Below are 23,461 nucleotides of genomic sequence, written 5' to 3'. Positions count from 1 at the left end.
CGAGAGGAAATTTACGAAGTTAACGTTTGAAAGCGTGAAAACATTTACGGAATCTTTGATTTTACACAAGGATTGAAGGGGTATAGGGGAGTAATATTGGCAACCTAAACTTATTAAATAATAATATTTCTCATTAGCAATACTCTTAAGGGCCACTATGAAGTTATCAGAGATTAATCCTGGCGATACGGTGACGATTCGGTTGTTAGATGGTCTTTCATCAGATATCAGAAAGAAACTCATGGTAATGGGGCTGCTTCCCAATACAGAAGTCAAAGTGATTCGACGTGCGCCAATGGGCGATCCTTTACAAGTCGAAGTCCGTGGTGTGTCTGTCGCATTGCGAGAAACAATTGCTCAGAAAATTGAAGTGGAGCGAGTGTAATGCAATATCAAGTGCTAACCGTAGGTAACCCTAATAGTGGTAAAACGACGCTATTTAATGGTTTAACTGGCGCAAAACAGCAAGTTGGTAACTGGGCAGGCGTCACGGTTGAAAAGAAAACGGGACAATTCAAGCATGCTGGGGATGAGTTTTTGCTCACTGACCTTCCGGGTATTTACTCATTAGACAGCGGTAATGATAGTAATAGTATTGATGAATCCATCGCATCGCGTGCGGTTCTAACTCATCCTGCTGATCTCATTATTAACGTGGTGGATGCTACAAGTTTAGAGCGCAGCTTATATATGACGCTGCAACTTCGCGAACTTGGTCGCCCTATGATTGTTGTCCTCAACAAGATGGATGCGCTAAAGCGTGAACGTCAGATGATTAACGTTGCAGAGCTTGAGAAAACGTTAGGTTGTCCGGTTGTCAGTTTATCTGCAACCAATAAAACTCAAGTGGCAGAGTTTAAAGAAAAGCTTCATAAATCCATCGTTCAAGGAGTGCCACTTAAAGAATTGTCTTTGCATTACGGTGAGAAGATGGAGTCGGCAATTCAAACGGTTTCCGCACTTTTTAACGACCAAAACGTCGCTCATCGTGCACTAGCGATTCGTGCGCTTGAAAAAGACACAATGGTGCTCAATAGTCTTTCTGATATTGATAGAAGCAAAGTCTTGGAAGTCATTACGACGTTAGATTTGGATATCGATTTGCATGTCGCGGATACTAAGTACACGCATCTGCATGAACAGTGTAAAAAAGTTCGCCGAAGCGAAGGCAAGTTAAGTCGTAGTGTGACTGAAAGACTCGACCAGTTTATTTTGAACAAGTGGATTGGAATTCCTTTCTTCTTTGTTGTTATGTACCTGATGTTTATGTTCTCGATTAACATCGGTAGTGCATTTATCGACTTTTTTGACATTGGTGTGGGCGCATTGTTGGTTGATGGTGGGCATCACTTGTTAGACGGTCATTTGCCTGTGTGGTTAGTGACGGTTCTTGCTGATGGTATCGGTGGTGGTATCCAGACAGTTGCAACCTTCATTCCGGTTATCGCGTGTTTGTACCTCTTCCTAGCGGTACTTGAGAGCTCAGGTTACATGGCTCGTGCAGCATTCGTACTAGATAAAGTGATGCAGAAGATCGGCCTACCGGGCAAAGCATTTGTACCGTTGGTTCTTGGTTTCGGCTGTAACGTACCGTCAATCATGGCAACTCGTACTCTAGACCAAGAACGTGAGCGTAAACTGGCTGCCTCTATGGCACCATTTATGTCATGTGGTGCTCGTCTGCCTGTATACGCGCTATTCGCTGCGGCATTCTTCCCAGGTTCTGGCCAGAACATTGTATTCGCACTTTACCTACTTGGTATTGTGGCAGCGATCTTCACAGGTCTTTTCCTTAAGCACACGCTTTACCCAGGTAGCAGCGATAGCCTATTGATGGAAATGCCAGATTACGAGCTTCCGACGCTACAAAACGTGGTGATCAAAACTTGGCAAAAGCTAAAGCGCTTTGTACTTGGTGCAGGTAAAACCATCGTTATCGTTGTTGCTATTCTGAGTTTCTTCAACTCATTGGGGACTGATGGCAGTTTTGGTAACGAAGACAGCGAAAACTCTGTGCTTTCTAAAGCAGCGCAAGTTGTGACTCCAGTATTCTCACCAATCGGTGTTCAAGAAGACAACTGGCCAGCGACCGTAGGTATCATTACTGGTATCTTCGCAAAAGAGGCGGTAGTTGGTACGCTGAACAGTCTATACACTACGCCAAGCGACGGTGAAGACGCAGAATTTGATCTAATGGGCAGCCTAGAAGAGGCAGTAATGAGTATCCCTGAAAACTTAGCCGGTTTGAGCTACTCAGATCCACTAGGCATTGAAGTGGGTGACTTAACTGACTCAAATGCCGTTGCCGAAGAACAAGAAGTCGATGCTTCTATCTTCGGTAACATTAAATCGCAGTTTGCTTCTGGCAATGCCGCATTTGCTTACCTAATCTTTATCCTACTGTACACTCCTTGTGTGGCGGCGATGGGTGCTTACGTACGTGAGTTTGGTCATAAGTTCGCACGCTTTATCGCGGTTTGGACAATGGGCTTGGCTTACCTATGTGCGACGTTCTACAACCAATTGACGCATTTCGCAGATAGCCCAGTAACAAGTGGTATTTGGATGGCTGTGATCGTAGCTATCTTCTTTGGCACATACCGTGTGTTCAAACAAGTTGGTAAGAAACAAAACGGTGCATTAGAGGCGCAAGTAGCATGATTTTAAAAGAGCTTTATCAATACATTGCAGACAAAGGAACCGTCTCCCAGTCAGATCTGGCTAAACAGTTTGGGATGAGTGAAGATGGCGCCGACGCGATGTTAAACGTGTGGATTAAGAAGGGCAAAATTAGCCGCCTAGTCGACACTAATAAAGCTCATGACGTGACTCGTGTTCGCTACTCAGTGACTAAACAAGATGGTTTGTCTCTGACAGTCACCATGTAGCGACTATCAAAATTAGTCACCTAAAAATTATCACGTAAAAACGACAAAGCCGCATCAGCAATGATGCGGCTTTTATTTTGCTGGTTATTGTTTGTGAATACAGCGAAATTAATGTTCTTCAGAGTGTTTAGTCGCGCCTAACTCTAGGAACTTTAAACCAAGACTTAAAACTAAAATCGAAATAGGTAATGTTAAGATCGTCCAATCTAAGCTGTCGAAGTTAATCAGCACGAGCTCTAAGAACTTCACAAACAAGATCACGATGATGACTTCAGCCAAAATGTTTTTTAGATGGCCGATGTTTGGGGTTCTGATCCAATGCAAAACCGACTGCTCTTGTGTTTTCGCTTTAGCTTTGTTGGAAATAAATAGTGTGTAGATGCCGTGAGCAAAGATGAACAAAACTAGTGCGACAAGAAACGTATCCAGTGACTTGATCAAATAAGCGATCGCGATGTCTGCTTTATCTAAATGTGCGAGTGCTTCTGGAGGTGTTTGATTAAGAATGAAGACCGCAAATGCCGAATAGGTTTTTGCTGCACCCATAAGAAAAAGCAAGAATGAAGCAGCCATAGAACAGATAATGGCGATCCAGCTGACGTATCGGAATGTGTTGAAGACTTGTTTCATGATGACCCTCTCTAACTGAGCTGGTAGTCTAAACAAGTTTTATTTTAGTGATAATCCCAGAAAAATGAGAAAGATTGTTACAAATACGTATTAATCTTTCTCTGTCTATTTCAGCCGTATTCAAAGGCGAATTATTTTCGCTTACAGTGCTTATGCTTTTTGGAAAATAGAGCTCAGTGATAACACGTTCTTAATACGACCAAGCAATTCGTTTTGCTCTTCTTCTGTACGGAATTCACCTTTGGTGTACCCCCAAACCGGTCCCGGCCATGCGACGTCATCTTTGAAGCGAGCAATATGGTGAATGTGCAGCTGTGGCACCATATTACCTAGCGCACCAAGGTTTAGCTTGTCTGGACGGAATGTTGCTTCCAGTGCTTGGCTTACCGCTTGAGACTCTAGCAAAAACTGTTGCTGTTCTTGCATTGGCAAGTGGTGAAGCTCTTTTAGGTTTGCACGTTTTGGTACCAAGATAACCCATGGCACGGCATTGTCTTTATGCAGAAGTGCCACACACAGTGGGAAGTGACCGATAACGGTAGTGTCTTTTGCCAATTGAGGGTGCAGTTCAAAACTCATTATATTATCCGATTTGAATTGAATGACATCAGTATACGCCAGATAAAACAAAAGGTTGACGCTTTCACGCCAACCTTTCTAAATCGTCTCGATTCTAGAATCGCTTACATACGCTCTAGAGTATCAATACCTAGTAGAGACAGACCTTGCTTGATGGTCTTCGCTGTTAGCGCAGCTAGTTTCAGACGGCTTTGTTTCACAGCTTCGTCTTCAGCAACTAGGATAGGGCACGCTTCGTAGAAACTAGAGAACTGACCTGCTAGTTCGAATAGGTAGCTACACATGATGTGCGGTTGGCCTTCGCGAGCGACAGATTGAACCGCTTCTTCGAACTGCATAAGTTTAGCAATAAGTGCTTTCTCTTTCTCATCAGTGATTTTGATGTCGCCTTGGAGAGCGTCCATAGCAACACCAGCTTTAGCGAAAATAGAAGCTACGCGAGTGTATGCATATTGCATGTATGGTGCTGTGTTACCTTCAAACGCTAACATGTTGTCCCAATCGAACACGTAGTCAGTCGTACGGTGTTTAGATAAGTCAGAGTATTTAACCGCTGCCATTGCAACTGTTTTAGAGATCTTCTCTTTTTCTTCCGCATCTAGCTCAGGGTTTTTAGATTCGATCAGTTGTGCTGCACGAACTTCTGCTTCATCTAGAAGGTCGGCAAGGCGAACGGTACCACCCGCACGAGTCTTGAATGGCTTACCATCTTTACCAAGCATCATGCCGAACGCGTGGTGCTCAAGAGATACTGACTCAGGTACGTAGCCTGCCTTACGAACAATTGTCCAAGCTTGCATTAGGTGCTGGTGTTGACGTGAGTCGATGAAGTAAAGCACACGGTCTGCGCTTAGCTCTTCATAACGATATTTTGCACATGCGATGTCTGTTGTTGTGTATAGGAAACCGCCATCGCGTTTTTGAACGATAACGCCCATTGGTTCGCCATCTTTGTTCTTGTATTCATCTAGGAATACAACTTGCGCGCCATCATCTTCAACGGCAAGACCTTGTTCTTTTAGGTCTGCAACGATCTTAGGAAGCATGTCGTTGTACATGCTCTCGCCCATCACGTCGTCACGAGTCAGTGACACGTTTAGACGGTCGTAGTTGCGCTGGTTTTGGATCATGGTTACATCAACGAGTTTTTTCCACATTTCTGCACAGTACTCGTCACCGCTTTGCAGTTTCACAACGTAGTTTCGCGCCTTTACTGCGAAGTCTTCATCTTCATCGTACAGCTTTTTCGATTCGCGGTAGAAGCCTTCAAGGTCCGCAAGCTCCATAGAAACTTCGCCAGACTCTTGTTGTACACGTTCAAGGTTTGCGATAAGCATACCGAACTGAGTACCCCAGTCGCCGATGTGGTTCGCACGGATCACTTTGTGACCTAGGAACTCAAGAGTACGTACCACCGCATCACCGATGATGGTTGAACGTAGGTGACCAACGTGCATTTCTTTAGCTACGTTTGGTGCAGAGTAGTCAGCAACGATAGTTTGAGCTTCGTCTGCTGCAACGCCAAGACGTGAGTCAGCCAGTGCTGCTTCCGCTTGTTTTGCTAGGAACTCTTCGCTTAGGAAAATGTTGATGAAACCAGGACCAGCGATTTCTGTCTTGCTTGCAATACCATCTAGGTCTAGAACATCCAGTACTTTCTGTGCAAATTCTCGTGGGTTAGTACCCAGTTTTTTAGCAACGCCCATTACGCCGTTTGCTTGGTAGTCACCAAATTGTGGCTTTGCTGATTGGCGTACTGCCGCAGGACTGCCTGCAGGTGCGCCAGCGGCTTCTAGAGCCTGAGATACTTTGTCATTAATAAGTGCTTGGATATTCACACGCGTTTCCTTCAATTCAAGGACGAAGAACTCGGCGAAGTAAGTGCCGAGTTCTGTTGGAGTTCACAAAAATGGGGCTAATGATAACAACTTTATTGCTTTTCATACAGAGAGGAATTGGGGAAATTTATACTTTTTCGATTGAATGGAAATGTGGTTTGGTTTGCGTTTACTATTGCGCTCAGAGTAATGAGATAAATCGCCCCAAAAGAGAACCACAATGACGACTCAACTAGTTGAAAAACGCCTAGCGCCTGAATTGATGATCCAAGATTTGGATGCATTTATGGCGAAGATTGAAGAGTTTGCATCCCTGTTAAAACTGGATCTGAGCTTTGCTCAAGCTGACCATATTGCGTTGCGTATTAACGATACTGATACCGCAAAAGCTGCGCATGGGGCTTGGAGTCAATACGGAAAGGTGATTTCACAAGCGAAAATCAACGGTCGCCCAATTATTGTTATTGAGTTCGATAAAGCGTTGGAAAGTCGTGGCTGGAAGATTGAGTGTCTGGAGCTGCCATACCCTGCGGAAGGCAAAATCTACCCAACTGAAAGCTGGGAACATGTGGAGTTTGTGATTCCGTCTCATGCCGAAACCGCAGATGAGTTTCTTGCTGATTTGAGACACACTTATCCAGCGTTTGGCGCACGCTTTAATGAGTTAGAAGAGCTGGGTGTGAAGATCAAACTGTCGAGCCCGAAAGGGGATGGCGAACGCTTGAATAACCCAACAGTGGCGTTTAAGTACCAAGGCATTTGTATCAAACTGCACCCGCATTCACTTAAGCGTATTGTGGAGTCTGAGCAGGCGTAAAACGCTAGGGTGAGAATTGCTGAGTTGCGATAGGCAAAAAGGGAGCCGAGGCTCCCTTTCGTAAGCGAATCACTATTTAGCCAGTGACTTGCTTTTTGGGTTGGTAATGGAAAGTTTTTTGCCTTTCAACTCTTCATCTAAAGGCAGTGTAAAAGTTTTGGCAAACGGCATTCGTTTACAATGATCCGCCTTGTCTCTAACGATAGTAATAAGAGCTTCTGTCTGTGAGCTTTGCTCTATTTTTAGGCTAAAATCATCGTTCTTACTGCAGCCGTTAGACTCTGTGATAAATGAAATTTGACTCTCACTTGTCCTATAAGTCTCTACCATCATTGCTTGGTGCTCAGACGTCTGGTTTGTTTGCAGTCCTGCGTTTGCTGAACATGCAGTTAAACTGATAGTGCCCAAACCAAGTAGGAATATCTTGAGTCTATGTTTCATCTCGTTACCTTTTTTTGCGTCGTACGAATGAACCTGCAGCCATTAACACCAGTAGGCCAATAGATAAACTGCCGCCTGAACTAGACTTTTTATTAACGTCGTTACCAGCATCGCCCGTATTATCTGTGCTGACTGACATATTTATGTTGCGAACAAATGCTTGCGCGCTGTAAATGCCACTTGAAAACGGGTGTTGGACGTATTCAAACGTTATCGTATTAGATGCTTTGTAAAGATCGATCTGGATCTCTTTATAATCGAGGAGTTGGTTGGTGCTATCGTAAATTTCACCATTAACTAAGATGAACAAGTAATCAAAACCATCGGACATTACTTTGAGATCCATGGTAAGTTTGCCCTTCGGAAGATCGGTCAAAACCAGCTCAGATACACCAGGATAAGCTCCCATATCCGCTGATTGCAGTTCACCATTTTCAGCCGTCCAAGCGTTTTGACCGGTATAAACATTTGCGTCTGCTAGCGGAATGGCATTACGCACTGATCTGCTTGCTTTATCTACACCTGAATACTCGAAAGTTGTTGTGAGTCTGGACAGTTTCGGATGATCGGTAAAGAGCTCTATCGTTGTTTCTGATCCCGAATAGCTAGGTTGGTAGCCGACGGTAATTTGACAGCTTTGCGAAGGCTTTAAGGTACCAGTACAAGTGCTTTTCTCGATGGTACTTCCGTATGATATTGTGCTTTGGTAGATGTTGAATGGGATAGTATCGTCATTACGAATAGTAAAGGTCTCTTGCTGCGCTTTTCGCTCAACGAAACGAAGATCTCGGTACTTAGTGAAGCTGATAGTATTGCGATGGCTATCTATCCATCCATTGTGTTGAAAATGAGCGACGTTGGCGTAAACACCATAAGCGTTTGGTTGAGCACATCCATCCCCCCAGCTGACCACGCCTAGCAATTTGTTGATACCGTTATCATCAACGATGAGTGGACCGCCGCTATCTCCTTGGCAGCTATCTTTACCTCCCCAATAGTATCCGGCGCAAATACCGTCATCTGATACATTAGAGTAGTTTCCTGGTAGGTTTTGGCAGGTAGCTCGATCTACATACTCTAAATCAACTTGTTGTAAAACAGCCGGAAATTCCCTTCCTGTCGTAGAGGTGTTTCCCCATCCTGCGACATGTACTTTATCTCCTGCGCGTACGTTAGCTAGAACTTCTGGCGTTGCAAGAGCAATAGTCGCGCTGTCGACACTGCGTTCCAACTCAATAAGAGCAATGTCATTGTTCGTTGTTATGTTGTTATATTCATCATGTGAATAGATATTTTTAATGGCGATGCGCTGTCCTTGAGACTCTCTGTTTTTGTCATAAAGACCAAGAACGATATCCAGATCGTCCGCATTAAGACCTTCCACACAGTGCGCAGCAGTTAATACGTATTTTCCACCTAGGAAACTGCCACCACAAAAGTGACCAATAGATGTAGGTTGTCCTTTACGTACCAGTGAAGCAATAAATTTCCAGTCGGAAGTGTTGGCAGGTTCGCCGCCGATAATGCGAGTGGATACATCATTCTGAACAGGCTCAAGAGTATCTGCGATTGTGGTTGCTGGTAAAGTCAGCCCAATCAGAAAAGCCACTAACGTTTTTTTCATTTTAATTCCGTAATATTAACGTGGTTTATTATAAGGAGGGCAAATGATAAACGGAATCATTCTCTCAGTAAATAGTTGTGGAGAAATGAAAAATTATAACGTATCGGTTTAACTTTGATGGTTAGAATTGGAGGGGGGATCTTCTGAAAAGATGAAACCCGCCAAGTTGGACGGGTTTCACTATCGTTGTAACTAGTACGGAGGGATTACAGGATCACTGTCTTATTCCCATAAACAAAGACGTGGTCATTGATCACTTTATTCAAAGCCTTACTCAATACGTTCTTCTCTACATCGCGTCCCGCTTGCGCCATATCTTGGGCATTGAATGTATGGTCGACAGGAATTACGTCTTGCTTGATGATCGGCCCTTCATCTAAATCATTAGTCACGAAGTGTGCTGTTGCACCGATGATTTTCACACCGCGATCGTAAGCTTGTTGATATGGCTTCGCGCCAATAAAAGCAGGTAAGAAGCTGTGATGAATATTAATGATTTTGTGGTGATATTTCTCAACAAACGTCGGCGTTAATACGCGCATGTATTTAGCTAGCACCAAAAAGTCAGCATCGTATTGATCGATCACTTCTAGCATCTTCTGCTCGTGTTCTTCACGGCTAAGGTTTTCATGGGTCACGTGGTGGTAAGGAATGTCGAAGCGTTCAGTGAGAGTTTGCAGTTTGTCGTAATTCCCCACCACTGCAGCGATCTCAACATCTAGGCTTCCATCGTAGGTTTTCATCAGAATATCGCCTAAACAATGCGCTTCTTTTGTGACGAGAATGACGATGCGCTTACGACGAGAGCCAACCAATTTACGCTTAGCACCTTGCGGGAGAGCTTGGTCCAAGTCGGCAAGAAACGTTTGATCGTTGAAGTATCCCTCTAGCTCCGTTCTCATGAAAAAGTGGCCACTGGTATTATCAACAAATTCGTTATTGTGAACGATGTTGAGTTGGTGCTTGTAACAGATATTAGTAATTTTCGAGATGAGACCCGGGGCGTCAGAACAGTGGGTCAACAGTGTTTTCTTTTCCATAAATCAGGTACTTCCATGCATTAATATTTTAGCGTACGAATTTGTTATTATTCCCTAGCGGGTGTAACTGTACTGCCATGTTTCACCATAAATAATCTATTCTTACGTTGGTTTCAACAAAATATCCGCGTGTCGCCGCAAGCTGGTCAGATTGTGGGCTGATGTCACTCCTATTCCTCTGATATACTCTCGATAATTTTTCAAACTCAATACCAAGCATGATCGCAAAAACTTTTTCCTCTGATGGCGCGTTAGGTAAGGCCATTCCTGGCTTTCAAGCTCGTCAGCCACAAATCGATATGGCGGAAGCCGTCAGCAGTGCGATCAAAGATCAAACCCAGTTGGTGGTGGAGGCAGGAACCGGAACCGGTAAGACCTTCGCCTACCTAGTCCCTGCGCTGTTAAGCGGTAAAAAAGTGATCATCAGTACAGGCTCGAAAAACTTGCAAGAGCAGTTGTACCATCGTGACTTACCGCTCATGGTCAATGCGCTTGGTTTTTATGGCCAAGTGGCGTTATTAAAAGGGCGTTCTAATTATCTGTGTTTGGATCGTTTGAGCCGCCAAATGGTCGAAAGCCACACTAATGAATCTGACCCGACATTATTAACTCAACTTGTTAAAGTGCGTGCTTGGTCATCAGAAACCAAAACAGGTGACCTTGGGGATTGTGATGATCTACCAGAAGACAGCATGATCATTCCGACCATCACCTCAACCAATGATAACTGTTTAGGTAAAGAATGTCCGAGCTACACTGATTGCTTTGTATTGAAAGCGCGCAAGCGAGCCATGGATTCCGACATTGTTGTAGTGAACCATCACTTGTTTCTTGCTGATTTAGCGATTAAAGAAACAGGGTTTGGTGAACTGATTCCAGAAGCCGATGTGTTTATTTTTGATGAAGCTCATCAGTTGCCAGATATTGCGAGCGAATATTTCGGCCAGTCAGTTTCAAGCCGCCAAATTCACGATCTTGCCAAAGACATTGAAATAGCCTATCGCACCGAAGCCAAAGATATGCGTCAATTGCAAAAAGTGGGCGACAAACTCATGCAAAGCGCAATGGACATGCGGATTGTATTGGGTGAGCCAGGCTTTCGTGGCAACTGGCGTGAGGCGTTGCAATCAGGTTCTATTAAGCGAGAATTATTGCGCTTAACTGACAGCCTCGAATTGGCGATTGATGTACTCAAAATAGCTTTAGGGCGCAGTCAATTACTGGATACCGCCTTTGAACGAGCCAATTTGATCAAAGGCCGCATCGACCGCGTCTGTGATGTCGATATAACCGGTTACTCATACTGGTACGATACCTCGCCTCGTCATTTCGCTCTGCACATTACGCCTCTTTCTGTCGCGGACAAGTTCCATGAGCAAATAGAGATTAAACAAGGCGCGTGGATTTTCACGTCAGCAACCCTAGCCGTATCGGGCGACTTCAAGCACTTTACTGAGCGCCTTGGCCTCAAGCCTACAAAGCAATTTTCTCTGCCGTCCCCCTTTGATTATCAAAAACAAGCGCGCCTTTGTGTGCCAAGGTATTTGCCAGAGCCAAACAGTAACGGCTTAGCGGATAAGTTAGTCCGAATGCTTGCTCCGGTGATTGAAGAAAATGATGGTCGCTGCTTCTTTTTATGTACCTCGCACAGCATGATGCGTGAACTAGGTGAGAAGTTCCGAGAAGTACTTGAGCTGCCTGTGTTAATGCAAGGGGAGATGAGTAAGCAGAAAACCTTGGCGGAGTTTATGGAACTGGGTAACGCTTTACTCGTGGCGACGGGCGCTTTCTGGGAAGGGATTGATGTTAGAGGTGATGCGCTGAGCTGTGTTATTATCGACAAATTACCGTTTACCGCCCCTGACGATCCGTTACTCAAAGCCCGTATCGAGGATTGTCGATTACGTGGCGGTGAACCATTTGCTGAAGTACAAATCCCGGATGCAGTGATTACGTTAAAGCAGGGAGTAGGGCGATTAATTCGAGATCAGAAGGATCACGGTGCGTTGATCATTTGTGATAATCGCCTCGTCACGCGAGACTATGGTGGTATTTTCCTCGGAAGCCTACCACCTATCCCAAGGACGCGAGACTTAGATGGAATCAAAGCATTCCTGAAAGCAGAACAATCTGTCACAGACGCAAGTGCTGAGGCATAACCCAATAAATGAAAGTTGTAGAGAGTTAAATGAGCGCAAAAATTCTTGCTATCGATACAGCGACTGAAAACTGTTCAGTTGCGTTGTTGGCTAATGATCAAGTGATTTCACGTAGCGCGGTTGCACCACGCGATCACACCAAAAAAGTACTGCCAATGGTTGATGAAGTACTCAAAGAAGCTGGCCTGACTCTACAAGAGCTGGATTCGTTAGCGTTTGGACGTGGTCCAGGTAGCTTTACTGGCGTTCGTATCGGTATTGGTATCGCACAAGGTTTGGCGTTCGGTGCTGACTTACCTATGATCGGCGTTTCAACGCTGGCTGCAATGGCTCAAGGTAGCTATCGCTTACATGGTGTGACCGATGTCGCTGTGGCCATTGATGCACGTATGGGTGAAGTTTACTGGGCACGTTACACTCGCCAAGCAAACGGTGAGTGGGCAGAGATGGATGCAGAATGCGTAATTCCACCAGCACGTCTCGTTGAAGAAGCACAAGCAGACGACAAAACGTGGACGACAGCAGGTACTGGTTGGGATGCTTACCAAGAAGTATTAGCAGACCTACCGTTTAATTTGACGCATGGTGACGTTCTGTACCCTGATTCACAAGACATTGTGATTCTTGCTGAACAAGAATTTAAAAAGGGTAATACCGTGCCGGTCGAAGATTCGAGCCCTGTTTATTTACGTGATAATGTGACATGGAAAAAACTTCCTGGTCGCGAATAGTCCGTTTTTCATTAACCTGACAAAAAGCAGGGCGTTTGCCCTGTATTTTTATGGAGTGCTATGGCGTCGATTAATGGCTTGCCTCCTTCTTTGATTCCCGGTGCAAATCGCACTCATAAAGCCAGTCAAAAGAAGCAGGTAAATAAATCACAAACAAAGCAGCCTGTAGGTCAGCCTTCAAAGGTTGCTAACGCCGTGGCGCACTCCATAAAACACGTGGATGAGTCCCAAATTCACCGAGCTCAAGTGCAATATGACCTTCCTGAAGGGGGCGCACGTAAAGCAATGGAGCAGTACATGGATGTCATGAATCGAGCTAAAAAAGAGGAACTGGCTCAATTACTTGGTGTCGATATTTACGTGTGAGATCTCCCCAGCTTGGGGTTACTAATATTGAAAGGTGGTTTATGAAGGTTTTTGGACGGTTTTTTCTCGCATTATTTGCTACGGTTGGTTTGTCTGCGTGTAGCTCGTTGCCAGAGGAGCTAAATGCAAGCACAGAATTGGTCGTTACAGACTATAAAGCTTTTGCTGAGTCTCAGGGGAAAGTGAGTGAAGATGTTCGCCTTGGTGGAATCATCGCTAAAGTGGATAACTTTAAAGATAAAACGCGTCTAGAGATTGTAAACCTTCCAATCAGTAAGTCTGGTAAACCTGATATTGATGAAGAGCCTACGGGGCGTTTTGTCGCCTATTTTGATGGCTATTTAGAGCCTGTCGCCTTTAGTGAAGGCCGTTTGGTGACGGTTGTAGGCAAAGGAGCAGGGGAAGAAGAAGGAAAGATCGGTGAGCACAGTTACATCTTCCCGGTAATTAAGGGGGAAGGGTACCGTTTATGGAAAATTGAAGAACGTGTACGCATGTATGACTCGCCAACCTACTTTTACCCATGTTACTCGATTAACTGCCGCATGTGGCGTAATGATTTCCCGCAAGACGGTAAAGTGATAAAACAGGTCAAATAATCTGCGATGCATGAGCGTCAATTCGAGCTTCCTGCCGGCAAAATGGCAGCCCTTGAGATAGGGAACGAGAAAACGGCTGACTTGTCAGTCGTTTTTCTTCATGGGTGGTTAGATAATGCGGGCAGCTTTAAAGCGCTCATGGAGCAGTTGAATCAACTTAATCCTCACTTACACCTTCTAGCCATCGATCATTTTGGTCACGGTTTATCGAGTCATAAATCTCACGATAATTATTACCCCTTTCACGACTATATTGCCGATTTGTATCAGTTTTTGGACGAATTATCACCAAACAGACTGATATTAGTAGGGCATTCACTTGGTGCTTTAATCGCAAGTTGCTATAGTGCAGCGTTTCCAGAGCAGGTCGAAGCTCTTGTGCAAATTGAGGGAGCAGGACCTCTTCATGAGGATCCTACTAACAGTTTGCCTCGTCTTCGCGATGGCGTTTTAAGTCGAATAAGACAGCAAAACAAGCCAGAGCGAGCCATTGCCTCCTTCGATCTGGCGTTAAAATTACGCATGCAAGCCAACCAATTAACCGCTGAGCAGCTTCTACCGATAGTCGAGCGTGGAACAGAGCAGCGAGGAGATAAATGGTATTGGCGGCATGACGCCAAGTTAAAATGTGCGTCGCTTTACCGAATGGCGCAAGCGCATGCTAACTCGATTACCAGCCAAATACGTTGTCCTCATTTGATTGTATTAGGCGATCAAGGATTTCAGAATTTACCATCTAACCAAGCTGATTGGGGAGAGAACCCACCGCAAGTGGTTTCTGTCAAGGGTGGTCATCACTGTCATTTAGAGCAAATACTCGAGGTCGCAACGCGAATTCTTGGTGTAGTTAACAAAATTTAAACAAGTGTTTGAGAGTTGCGTGCTCAAGCACGTTCGCTGTGCTGTAATAGCTTTCAAAATAAAAAGGACGCTATTTTTTAGCCAGTTATAAACGAGGAGTAACATCGTGGATAAACCATGGCTTTCACGTTATCCAAGTGACGTACCTGAAACCATTAATCCAGAGCAATATGAGTCTTTGGTAGAAATGTTTGAACAGTCTGTACAAAAATATGCAGACCAACCAGCATTCATGAACATGGGCTCGGTTATGACCTTCCGTAAATTGGAAGAGCGTAGTCGCGCATTCGCAGCGTATCTGCAAAACGAGTTAAAACTGCAAAAGGGTGACCGCGTTGCTCTGATGATGCCAAACTTACTGCAATACCCAGTAGCATTATTTGGTATTTTGCGTGCAGGTTGTATCGCCGTAAACGTTAACCCACTTTACACTCCTCGTGAACTTGAACACCAATTGAATGACTCAGGTGCGACGACGATTGTGATTGTGTCTAACTTTGCGAATACGCTAGAACAAATCGTCGATAAAACACCAGTCAAACACGTAGTGTTAACCAGTCTTGGTCAAATGCTGCCACGAGCGAAAGGTACGATTGTCGATTTTGTCGTGAAGTACGTTAAGGGCATGGTGCCTAAGTACGATTTACCTGGTGCAATCTCAATGCGTCAGGCTCTACGTAAAGGTCGTCGTCTACAATACGTTAAACCGTTTATGTCTGGGGATGACATTGCATTCCTGCAATATACGGGGGGGACGACAGGTGTCGCGAAAGGCGCGATTCTGACTCACCGCAACATGATTGCGAACGTTCTACAGGCAAAAGGCGCGTACGGACCGGTTTTATCTCCGGGGCGTGAATTAGTCGTAACAGCGTTACCGCTGTATCACGTATTTGCTCTTACCGTAAACTGTCTGCTGTTTGTCGAAATGGGTGGTCGTAACTTACTTATTACCAACCCTAGAGATATTCCAGGGTTCGTGAAAGAGCTACAAAAGCATCCGTTTACTGCGATTACGGGCGTGAATACCTTATTTAATGCATTGGTCAATAATGAAGATTTCCACGAGTTGGATTTCAGTAATCTACGTTTAGCCGTTGGCGGCGGCATGGCAGTGCAGCGCTCAGTGGCAGAAAGATGGCAAAAGACCACGGGTTGCTATTTGCTCGAAGGTTACGGTCTAACAGAGTGTTCTCCGTTGGTTGCGGCATATCCGCATGATCTTGTTGAATACAATGGCTCTATTGGTCTGCCGGTACCATCAACAGAAGTTCGTATCGTGGACGAAGAAGGCAACGCTCTTGCGAATACTGAAACTGGTGAACTTCAAGTTCGTGGTCCTCAGGTTATGCAAGGTTACTGGCAACGACCTGAAGCAACGAAAGATACGATTAACGAAGACGGCTGGCTATCAACTGGCGACATCGTTAAGTTCGATGACGAAGGCTTCCTGCATATCGTTGACCGTAAGAAAGACATGATCTTAGTATCAGGCTTTAATGTTTACCCGAACGAAATTGAAGACGTTGTAGCACTACACGGCAAAGTACTTGAAGTTGCTGCTATTGGTCAGCCACATGAAGTGTCTGGTGAATTAGTGAAGATTTATGTCGTGAAACGCGATCCGAGCTTGACCAAAGACGAAGTGATCGCGCATTGTCGAGAACACCTAACTGGCTACAAAGTTCCGAAGTTGGTTGAATTCCGCGAAGACTTACCTAAAACCAATGTCGGTAAGATCTTGCGTCGTGTTTTACGCGAAGAGAATGACGCTGAACTTGCGAAGAAAAGCGCATAAGCCGATTTCGTCGAGTCGAGAGATTTAAAAAATGATAGAATGCCAGCGTTTTGCTGGCATTTTTTATAGCGAGAAGTATGTGAACTATCAAATTATTACTAAAAACAAAGACCTAGAAGAGGTTTGCACTCATGCCCGAGAGGCAGACGTAGTGATGCTGGATACCGAATTCGTTCGTATTCGCACTTTCTACCCGCAGTTAGGTCTGATTCAGCTTTTCGATGGTAATCGCCTCTCGCTGATTGATCCGACTGAATTAACGGATATGACGCCGTTTGTAGCGCTATTAAAAGATACTTCTGTGCTAAAAGTGCTGCACGCATGTGGTGAAGATTTAGAAGTTTTCCAAAACGCTTTTGGTTGTACACCATTCCCTATGGTGGATACGCAGCTGATGGCCGCTTTTCTCGGTCACGGCCTATCGACAGGCTTCGCATCGCTGGTGGAAGAATATTTAGGCGTAGAGCTCGACAAAAGTGAATCACGTACCGACTGGATGGCTCGTCCACTGACACAAAAGCAATTAGATTATGCTGCCGCAGATGTTCATTACTTGTTACCGTTATACGAAAAGCTGTTCGATAAGGTGACGCAAGCAGGTTGGTGGGAAGCTGTACAGCAAGAAAGTGATTTACTCGTTTCGAAACGTATTCGCGTAACCAATGAAGAGAATGCCTACCTTGATATTAAGGGCGCTTGGCAATTAAAACCTTCTGAGCTGGCGATTTTAAAGCCATTGGCGACGTGGCGTTATCGTGAAGCAATCAAACGAGATTTAGCGCTGAACTTTATCTTCAAAGAAGGTGATCTATTAACGGTCGCTCGTCTTGGTTTAACGAACTTTAAGAAGATGGAAGCAGAAGATATTGATATCCGAGCGATTAACCGCCATGGCGCGAAGATTGCCGCGATTGTTAAACAAGCGAAGCAAACACCTTCTGAAGAGTATCCTGCGAAAATTGAGCGTTTAATGGACTATCCGGGTTACAAGCAGGTCTTCAAAAATATGAAAGACTTGGTGAAATCGGCTTCGCAGAAGTCAGGTTTAGCCACGGAGTTCCTTGCCTCTAAAAAGCAGATCAATCAGTTGATCAGTTGGGTTTGGAAAAAAGATCGTGACCCAGAAGTATTGCCTGATTTGATGCAAGGGTGGCGTTTGGATTTACTCGGCGACAAGATGAACAAAGCATTAAAGTAATGAAAGATGAAAAAGGTTGGCCTCGATGCCAACCTTTTTCGTTCTAATTAGAGCATTCGTCTGGCGAGAGAAACTGATTACTTTTCTTCGTCTGGTAGCTTCACATTCAGCTCAAGAACTGAGATATCGTCGTCTTTGTGCTCAAATGTTAAGTCAACCATATTTGGATCAATTGCCACGTACTTGCTGATTACTTTCAAGATGTCTTCTTTTAATTGAGGCAAGTAAGACGGCGCAGGATCATTTTGGCTGCGGCGCTCTGCGACAATGATTTGCAAACGCTCTTTAGCTAGATTCGCAGAAGTTTTCTTCTGTGGACGGAAAAATTCTAATAATGACATGTCTAGCCTCCAAAGAGTCGTTTAAAGAGTCCTTTCTTCTCCTCAGTAAGGAAACGAAATTCAACCTGATTGCCTAATAAGCGATCAACGGTGTCAGAATAAGCCATACCCGCATCGGTGTTATCGTCAAAAGTGACTGGCACACCTTTGTTTGACGCGTTAAGTACGGCTTGGCTTTCTGGAATCACGCCCAGTAGTGGAATATGTAAGATCTCCTCTACGTCTTCAACGCTTAGCATTTCGCCTTGAGTGACGCGAGATGGGTTGTAGCGAGTCAGTAGCAGGTGCTGTTTTACTGGCTCTAGCCCTTGTTCTGCACGCAGTGACTTAGAATCTAAAATACCGAGAATGCGGTCAGAGTCACGCACAGAAGAGACTTCTGGGTTCGTTGTGACAATGGCTTCATCGGCATAGTACAAGGCCATTAACGCGCCTTGCTCGATACCTGCTGGTGAATCACAAATAATGAAATCAAAGCCCATTTCATCAAGTTCGCCGAATACGCGCTGAACACCATCTTTTGTCAGTGCGTCTTTATCACGAGTTTGAGAAGCAGGAAGAATAAATAGGTTGTCCGTGCGCTTATCTTTGATCAGCGCTTGGTTTAATGTCGCTTCACCGTTAATGACGTTTACAAAGTCATACACGACGCGGCGCTCACAGCCCATGATTAGATCGAGGTTACGCAAACCGATGTCAAAATCGATCACCGCGGTCTTTTTTCCCTTAAGAGCTAGACCAGAGGCGATGGCTGCGCTTGAAGTGGTTTTACCAACGCCACCTTTACCAGACGTTACTACAATAATGCGTGCCATTTTTTTTCCTTTTTAGATTAAATCGCGAGAACTTCTAAATGTAATGATTCATCGGCTTTACTGATCATTACTTTCTTTTGCCAGTACTCGCTTTCAATTTGATCGCTTAACCAGTAGTCACCCGCAATGGATACCAGTTCTGCTTGTAAATCGTGGCAAATAATACGCGCTTCCTGCTGACCACTTGCTCCTGCAATCGCACGACCTCGAAGTGTGCCATGGATATGAATAGAGCCGTCAGCAATGACTTCAGCACCTGCACTTACGTGCGCTAGCACCACCAAATCACCATCTTTTGCGTAGATCTGTTGTCCTGAGCGGACAGGCGTACGAACTACTTTCGTTGGTGCCATTTTGGCAGGTGCTTGGCTTGGCGATTTGCTCGCCGACATAATGGCGAAGCCAGCTTCGGAAGCAAGGTTTTGTACACGCTTGTCTTTACAGCCCGTTACACCGACCGGAATAAAACCAGCATCTGAGATGCCTTGTTTAAGCTTAGGGAAATCAATGTCGCCTTGTACTTTTGCTATATTGATTACCAAAGGCGCGGATGCAAAAAAAGAAGGTGCTTGAGAAACTTTTTCTTGCAAAAATTCGACAGTCTTTGCGATCTCATTGTCAGAAAGGTGTAAAACTGACAATGTAAAACTGCTACCTTTAAGGTCTGGTGAATGGGTCATCGTGGACTTCTTGCCTTTATTGAAAGAGCGTTGCCTTAAACTAGGTATGTCATGTTATATTTCATCCTTTGACGCAGCAAGTTCTCTCGTGGGCAAATAGGTGAATTAATCTCAAATTTGCTATTAAGTTTGCGAGAATTTGACGTTTTCAACCTAATCCGCACTCAACGCGGCTAAATCAGCATAAAAGGCGTGTCATGCTTTGTTCTATTTATAAAAGCTCGAAAAAAGAAGGTACTTATCTCTATATTCCGAAAAAGGATGATTTTTCACAGGTTCCTGACACCTTAATGCAGATGTTCGGTAAGCCTATCGCTGTCATGACGATTAAACTTGATGGCCGTAAATTGGCACAAGTTGATATCGAAAAAGTGAAGGCTTCATTACAAAATGATGGCTTCTTTCTTCAGGTTCCACCGCCGCCGGAGAACCTATTAGAAAAGTACAAAGAACAAAAAGCCCAGCAGAAAGGCGAATAACGTCATCGTTTTTCATCTGGGATTTCTGCCTTGCTCAAGGAGGGCAATATGAAAAAGATACTGGCTACCATGCTTAGCGTTGGTATGTGTACCTCGGCTTTTGCAAGTAGCGAGGGTTTTGATGAATACTTGAATAAGCTGCGTGCTGAAGCTCGTGATAAAGGTATCTCAGAGCAGGTCATTAGTGCTGCTTTTGCTAATGTTGAGTACAAGCCCCGAGCAGTAAAAGCGGACCGAAACCAACCAGAAAAGAAACTGACATTGGATGAGTACATTCCTCGCGCGGTGCCTGAATGGAAGGTGAAGCAAGCCAGACAACTCTACAAAGAGCATTACACCGAGCTAAAGCGTATAGGCGATGAGTACGGTGTCCACCCGCGCTTTATTGTGGCACTTTGGGGAGTTGAAAGTAACTTTGGTAAGTTTACCGGCAACTTTAAAGTGATTGATGCACTATCCACAATGGCATTTGAAGGCCGTCGTGAAGAGTTTTTCCGTAAAGAGACTATGTCGGCACTTCAGATCCTCGATCAAGGCCATATTGAGCTAGAGAACTTTAAAGGCTCATGGGCTGGTGCGATGGGTCAATGCCAGTTTATGCCAAGCTCTTTCCTTCGTTTTGCTGCTGACGGCAACGGTGATGGTAAAAAAGACATATGGCAATCTGAAGCGGACGTGTTTGCATCAACCGCTAACTATTTGAGCAAGTCTGGTTGGGATGATAAATATACTTGGGGTCGCCAAGTTAAGGTTCCTAAAAATATTGATCGCAGCCTGGAAGGGCGCACGGCTGAAAAAGGCAAATACCTTCAAGAGTGGAGCCAATTAGGTATCACAAAATATGACGGTAGCCCGTTGCCAAAACTGGATGAAGACATCAAAGCATGGTTGATCATGCCGGACGACGAGAATGGTCGTACGTATCTGGTTTACAATAACTACAACGTATTGATGAAGTGGAACCGCTCTTACTACTTCGCACTTGCTGTGAGCCACTTGGCTGACCGCATTAAATACTGATCTGCCACAAACAATTCGGCATCCAGTCTTCAATACAAGGGCTCTTCGGAGCCCTTTGTTTTTTCTATAACCAAATCGAGGTAAAGCGTGTTATCTGAACGTGCCGCACAAATGGTGATTTTCTCCGCTCTTCTTAAACATAAAAGCTTCACAGCTGCTGCAAAGAGCTTAGGCGTGTCGGTGTCTCATGTGAGTAAACAGTTGAGTCAGTTAGAAGCGTCTCTTGGTATCAAGCTTGTTCAACGCACTACGCGAAGCTTTACGCCGACTGAGGCAGGGAAAACCTTTTTTCATCACTGCGAGCAAGTGGTACAAGCGGTGAGCAGCGCCACATTAGAGATGGAAACCCAGCGGGATGAAGTAGCAGGTTTGGTACGTCTTGGGTTGTCGCAATCATTTGGTACCTTACACATCATCCCAGCGATTCAAGAGTTACGCGAACTGTATCCTCAACTTCAAGTGGAAGTACATCTGTTTGACTATAAGGTCGATATGTTAGCCGAAGGGCTCGATTTATGGGTAACCAACAATGAGCATTTGCCTGAAGGTTACATTGCGCAGCGTTTGACGGATTGCCAGTTTGTTGTTGCGGCATCGCCAGATTACTTATTGAAACATGACACGCCAACAGAACCTGATGACCTATCTGCTCACAACTGCCTCATATACAGAAGCTGGGAGCGTGACTATACGGGGTGGGCGTTTACCAAAGATCAGCAAGAATTGAATGTAAAAGTTTCGGGTAACTATTCAGTGGATCTGGCAGAAGCCGTCCGGGATGCTGCTATTGCAGGTTGGGGTATTGCCTACCTTGCCACTTACTTGCTGGGTGATGAGTTCAGAACGGGTAAGTTAATACAGCTGTTACCTGACTGGAAAGCCAGCCAGTCGATGCCGTTTTATGCGGTATACCCAAGCCGCCAACATATGCCAAAAAAAATATCCGCAGTGATTAACTTTATCAAACAGAAGATCGGCAACCCTTGTCATTGGGACCAACGTTTGGCGCCTTACATCTCTATTCCTAAATAACAGGATCAATGACGTTGTAGAACGACACATAAGGTGATTCACTTCACAAAAATTTTTCCTGAACCAGAAACATATTTTCCATATGGAAATAATTAGGATAAGCAAACGTTTATCTTCAATAAATTCAATTGGTTATTTTGTTGGTCAGTTATTGGTCGCTTAAACTTTTCACACTGTTAACATCCTCAACTTGCAGCATTTTGAGTCCGCTATACAATCCGGTGCCTTCCATATCCCCCTTCTGTCGGATTCATTTTATGAACTCAATTATTGGTATCGTAGCCATACTATTCCTAGCATGGCTACTTTCTACAAATAGAAAAAATATAAAGCTGAGAACGGTGTCGTTTGCGTTTGCTTTGCAGGTACTGTTTGCGTTGTTGGTTTTATATGTACCAGCAGGACGAGATGCGCTGAATTCAGTGAGCAGCGTTGTGTCGAATTTGATCAACTATGGTCAAGAGGGCATTGCGTTTTTATTCGGTAATTTGGCGACAGGGGGCTTCACCTTTGCGATCAATGTTCTGGGTATCATCGTTTTCTTCTCCTCTCTTATCTCAGGTCTTTATCACATAGGTGTGATGCCAAAAATCATTAACTTTATCGGTGGTGGTATTCAAAAGCTGCTGGGTATCGGTCGTGCTGAGTCTTTGTCTGCTACGGCGAATATCTTTGTTGGCACTATTGAAGCACCATTGATGGTAAAGCCTTACCTAAAACACATGACTGACTCGCAGTTCTTTGCAGTTATGACAGGTGGTTTAGCGTCAGTTGCTGGCGGAACGTTGGTTGGTTACGCATCACTGGGTGTCGACCTCAACTATCTTATTGCTGCTGCATTTATGTCTGCACCTGCCGGCTTGTTGATGGCAAAAATTTTAATGCCAGAAGATACGGATAAAGCAGCAGATATCGACATTAGCCAAGTTGAAATTCCACGTGCAACCAACGTAGTAGAAGCATTAGCCGATGGTGCCATGGCGGGAGTACGCATTGCTGTATCGGTCGGTGGTACGTTACTGGCGTTTATTAGTGTCATTGCAATGCTAAACGGAATGTTAGGCTGGATAGGTGATCTGATTGGGACCCCCTTAAGTTTTGAGCTCATCCTAGGTTTTGTGTTTGCGCCAGTCGCTTGGTTGTTGGGTATACCATGGCAAGAGGCAACCACAGCAGGCTCGCTGATTGGTAACAAGATTGTGGTGAATGAGTTCGTCGCTTTCATCCAGCTTGCAGAAGTGAAGTCTCAACTTAGTGAACACTCACAAGCAATCGTGACGTTTGCTTTGTGTGGCTTTGCAAACATCTCAAGCATGGCGATGCTGATTGGTGGGTTGGGCTCTTTGGTACCAGAAAAGCGTGCATTTGTTTCTAAGCATGGTTTCCGTGCGATTATCGCTGGTGTCATGGCGAACTTAATGAGCGCTTCTATTGCGGGCGTGATTTTAAGTCTGTAATTGAAATAGATATCAACAATTAGCAAAAAGGCTCCTTGCGGAGCCTTTTTCGTATCTGAAGTTTTACG

Annotated in this window: 24 protein-coding genes; 15 read left to right on the top strand and 9 right to left on the bottom strand. The window is 44.7% G+C overall.

Going from position 1 to position 23,461, the window contains the following annotated elements:
* Positions 1-157: 157 nt before the first annotated feature.
* The 3 genes from R7D93_RS18650 to R7D93_RS18640 are packed head-to-tail and all read left to right on the top strand — an operon-like array spanning position 158 to position 2,888.
* A complete protein-coding gene (locus R7D93_RS18650; protein WP_005382190.1) occupies positions 158-385 on the top strand; it encodes a FeoA family protein in 228 nt (75 codons plus the stop codon).
* Positions 385-2,661 carry a Fe(2+) transporter permease subunit FeoB gene (gene feoB, locus R7D93_RS18645; protein WP_213868292.1) on the top strand — a complete coding sequence of 759 codons (2,277 nt, stop codon included), beginning with the start codon at positions 385-387 and terminating at the stop codon, positions 2,659-2,661. The genes R7D93_RS18650 and feoB overlap by 1 nt, the downstream gene beginning before the upstream one ends.
* Positions 2,658-2,888: a FeoC-like transcriptional regulator gene (locus tag R7D93_RS18640; RefSeq protein WP_005382192.1), complete on the top strand. Its 231-nt coding sequence runs from the start codon at positions 2,658-2,660 to the stop codon at positions 2,886-2,888. The genes feoB and R7D93_RS18640 overlap by 4 nt, the downstream gene beginning before the upstream one ends.
* 108 nt (positions 2,889-2,996) lie before the next feature.
* On the opposite strand, the gene R7D93_RS18635 is transcribed toward R7D93_RS18640, so the two are convergent.
* From R7D93_RS18635 to argS, 3 genes are all read right to left on the bottom strand, one after another.
* Positions 2,997-3,518: a YqhA family protein gene (locus tag R7D93_RS18635; protein WP_005382193.1), complete on the bottom strand. Its 522-nt coding sequence runs from the start codon at positions 3,516-3,518 to the stop codon at positions 2,997-2,999.
* Positions 3,519-3,668: 150 nt separating this feature from the next.
* Positions 3,669-4,097 carry an HIT family protein gene (locus tag R7D93_RS18630; RefSeq protein WP_225497024.1) on the bottom strand — a complete coding sequence of 143 codons (429 nt, stop codon included), beginning with the start codon at positions 4,095-4,097 and terminating at the stop codon, positions 3,669-3,671.
* Positions 4,098-4,201: 104 nt separating this feature from the next.
* Complete coding sequence (gene argS / locus R7D93_RS18625; protein WP_005388349.1) at positions 4,202-5,935, bottom strand: arginine--tRNA ligase; 1,734 nt, start codon at positions 5,933-5,935, stop codon at positions 4,202-4,204.
* Positions 5,936-6,155: 220 nt separating this feature from the next.
* On the opposite strand from argS, the gene R7D93_RS18620 reads away from it, so the two are divergent.
* Positions 6,156-6,752: a VOC family protein gene (locus R7D93_RS18620; protein WP_225497026.1), complete on the top strand. Its 597-nt coding sequence runs from the start codon at positions 6,156-6,158 to the stop codon at positions 6,750-6,752.
* Between the two features lie 72 nt (positions 6,753-6,824).
* On the opposite strand, the gene R7D93_RS18615 is transcribed toward R7D93_RS18620, so the two are convergent.
* The 3 genes from R7D93_RS18615 to purU all read right to left on the bottom strand — a co-directional run bounded on the left by R7D93_RS18615 (position 6,825) and on the right by purU (position 9,857).
* The gene (locus R7D93_RS18615; RefSeq protein WP_005382200.1) at positions 6,825-7,193 is read right to left on the bottom strand and encodes a hypothetical protein; all 369 of its coding nucleotides are present in this window, start codon (positions 7,191-7,193) and stop codon (positions 6,825-6,827) included.
* A gap of 4 nt (positions 7,194-7,197) precedes the next feature.
* Entirely contained in the window at positions 7,198-8,817 is a 1,620-nt protein-coding gene (locus R7D93_RS18610) for a S1 family peptidase (RefSeq protein ID WP_225497028.1), read from the bottom strand.
* Between the two features lie 206 nt (positions 8,818-9,023).
* Positions 9,024-9,857 carry a formyltetrahydrofolate deformylase gene (gene purU / locus R7D93_RS18605; protein WP_005382206.1) on the bottom strand — a complete coding sequence of 278 codons (834 nt, stop codon included), beginning with the start codon at positions 9,855-9,857 and terminating at the stop codon, positions 9,024-9,026.
* Positions 9,858-10,075: 218 nt separating this feature from the next.
* Here purU and R7D93_RS18600 point away from each other — a divergent pair, with 218 nt between their 5' ends.
* From R7D93_RS18600 to rnd, 7 genes are all read left to right on the top strand, one after another.
* Positions 10,076-12,016, top strand: coding sequence for an ATP-dependent DNA helicase (locus R7D93_RS18600; protein ID WP_005382210.1), 1,941 nt, complete (start codon positions 10,076-10,078; stop codon positions 12,014-12,016).
* A gap of 29 nt (positions 12,017-12,045) precedes the next feature.
* Entirely contained in the window at positions 12,046-12,747 is a 702-nt protein-coding gene (gene tsaB, locus R7D93_RS18595; RefSeq protein WP_225497030.1) for a tRNA (adenosine(37)-N6)-threonylcarbamoyltransferase complex dimerization subunit type 1 TsaB, read from the top strand.
* Between the two features lie 60 nt (positions 12,748-12,807).
* Positions 12,808-13,113 (top strand): hypothetical protein, encoded by a 306-nt coding sequence (locus tag R7D93_RS18590; RefSeq protein WP_017819942.1) that lies wholly within the window; start codon positions 12,808-12,810, stop codon positions 13,111-13,113.
* Between the two features lie 41 nt (positions 13,114-13,154).
* Complete coding sequence (locus R7D93_RS18585) at positions 13,155-13,712, top strand: Slp family lipoprotein (RefSeq protein WP_225497032.1); 558 nt, start codon at positions 13,155-13,157, stop codon at positions 13,710-13,712.
* 6 nt (positions 13,713-13,718) lie between these two features.
* A complete protein-coding gene (locus R7D93_RS18580) occupies positions 13,719-14,573 on the top strand; it encodes an alpha/beta fold hydrolase (protein WP_005382215.1) in 855 nt (284 codons plus the stop codon).
* Positions 14,574-14,679: 106 nt separating this feature from the next.
* The gene (gene fadD, locus R7D93_RS18575; RefSeq protein WP_005382216.1) at positions 14,680-16,371 is read left to right on the top strand and encodes a long-chain-fatty-acid--CoA ligase FadD; all 1,692 of its coding nucleotides are present in this window, start codon (positions 14,680-14,682) and stop codon (positions 16,369-16,371) included.
* A gap of 79 nt (positions 16,372-16,450) precedes the next feature.
* Positions 16,451-17,569, top strand: coding sequence for a ribonuclease D (gene rnd, locus R7D93_RS18570; RefSeq protein ID WP_031777213.1), 1,119 nt, complete (start codon positions 16,451-16,453; stop codon positions 17,567-17,569).
* Between the two features lie 77 nt (positions 17,570-17,646).
* Here the strand turns inward: rnd and minE are convergent, their stop codons facing one another.
* Genes minE through minC form a run of 3 tightly spaced genes read right to left on the bottom strand, consistent with a single transcriptional unit; the run spans position 17,647 to position 19,405 of the window.
* On the bottom strand, positions 17,647-17,910 hold the full coding sequence (gene minE / locus R7D93_RS18565) for a cell division topological specificity factor MinE (RefSeq protein WP_005388332.1): 264 nt from the start codon (positions 17,908-17,910) through the stop codon (positions 17,647-17,649).
* Positions 17,911-17,912: 2 nt separating this feature from the next.
* Positions 17,913-18,725: a septum site-determining protein MinD gene (gene minD / locus R7D93_RS18560; RefSeq protein WP_005388331.1), complete on the bottom strand. Its 813-nt coding sequence runs from the start codon at positions 18,723-18,725 to the stop codon at positions 17,913-17,915.
* Between the two features lie 17 nt (positions 18,726-18,742).
* Positions 18,743-19,405 carry a septum site-determining protein MinC gene (gene minC / locus R7D93_RS18555; RefSeq protein WP_005382304.1) on the bottom strand — a complete coding sequence of 221 codons (663 nt, stop codon included), beginning with the start codon at positions 19,403-19,405 and terminating at the stop codon, positions 18,743-18,745.
* 197 nt (positions 19,406-19,602) lie between these two features.
* Between minC and R7D93_RS18550 the strand changes: the two genes are divergently transcribed.
* The 4 genes from R7D93_RS18550 (at position 19,603) to R7D93_RS18535 (ending at position 23,393) form a co-directional block, all read left to right on the top strand.
* Positions 19,603-19,884: a YcgL domain-containing protein gene (locus tag R7D93_RS18550; protein WP_005382303.1), complete on the top strand. Its 282-nt coding sequence runs from the start codon at positions 19,603-19,605 to the stop codon at positions 19,882-19,884.
* A 48-nt stretch (positions 19,885-19,932) separates the two neighbouring features.
* Complete coding sequence (locus R7D93_RS18545; protein WP_005388330.1) at positions 19,933-20,904, top strand: lytic transglycosylase domain-containing protein; 972 nt, start codon at positions 19,933-19,935, stop codon at positions 20,902-20,904.
* A gap of 87 nt (positions 20,905-20,991) precedes the next feature.
* Positions 20,992-21,936, top strand: coding sequence for a LysR family transcriptional regulator (locus tag R7D93_RS18540; RefSeq protein ID WP_017634801.1), 945 nt, complete (start codon positions 20,992-20,994; stop codon positions 21,934-21,936).
* 257 nt (positions 21,937-22,193) lie between these two features.
* Positions 22,194-23,393 (top strand): NupC/NupG family nucleoside CNT transporter, encoded by a 1,200-nt coding sequence (locus tag R7D93_RS18535; RefSeq protein WP_005382298.1) that lies wholly within the window; start codon positions 22,194-22,196, stop codon positions 23,391-23,393.
* The last annotated feature ends 68 nt before the right edge of the window (positions 23,394-23,461 follow it).

Origin of the sequence: Vibrio sp. YT-15 (assembly GCF_033337445.1) — a bacterium.
GTDB classification, from domain to species: domain Bacteria; phylum Pseudomonadota; class Gammaproteobacteria; order Enterobacterales; family Vibrionaceae; genus Vibrio; species Vibrio alginolyticus.
This window is presented reverse-complemented; position numbering and strand designations above follow the sequence as displayed.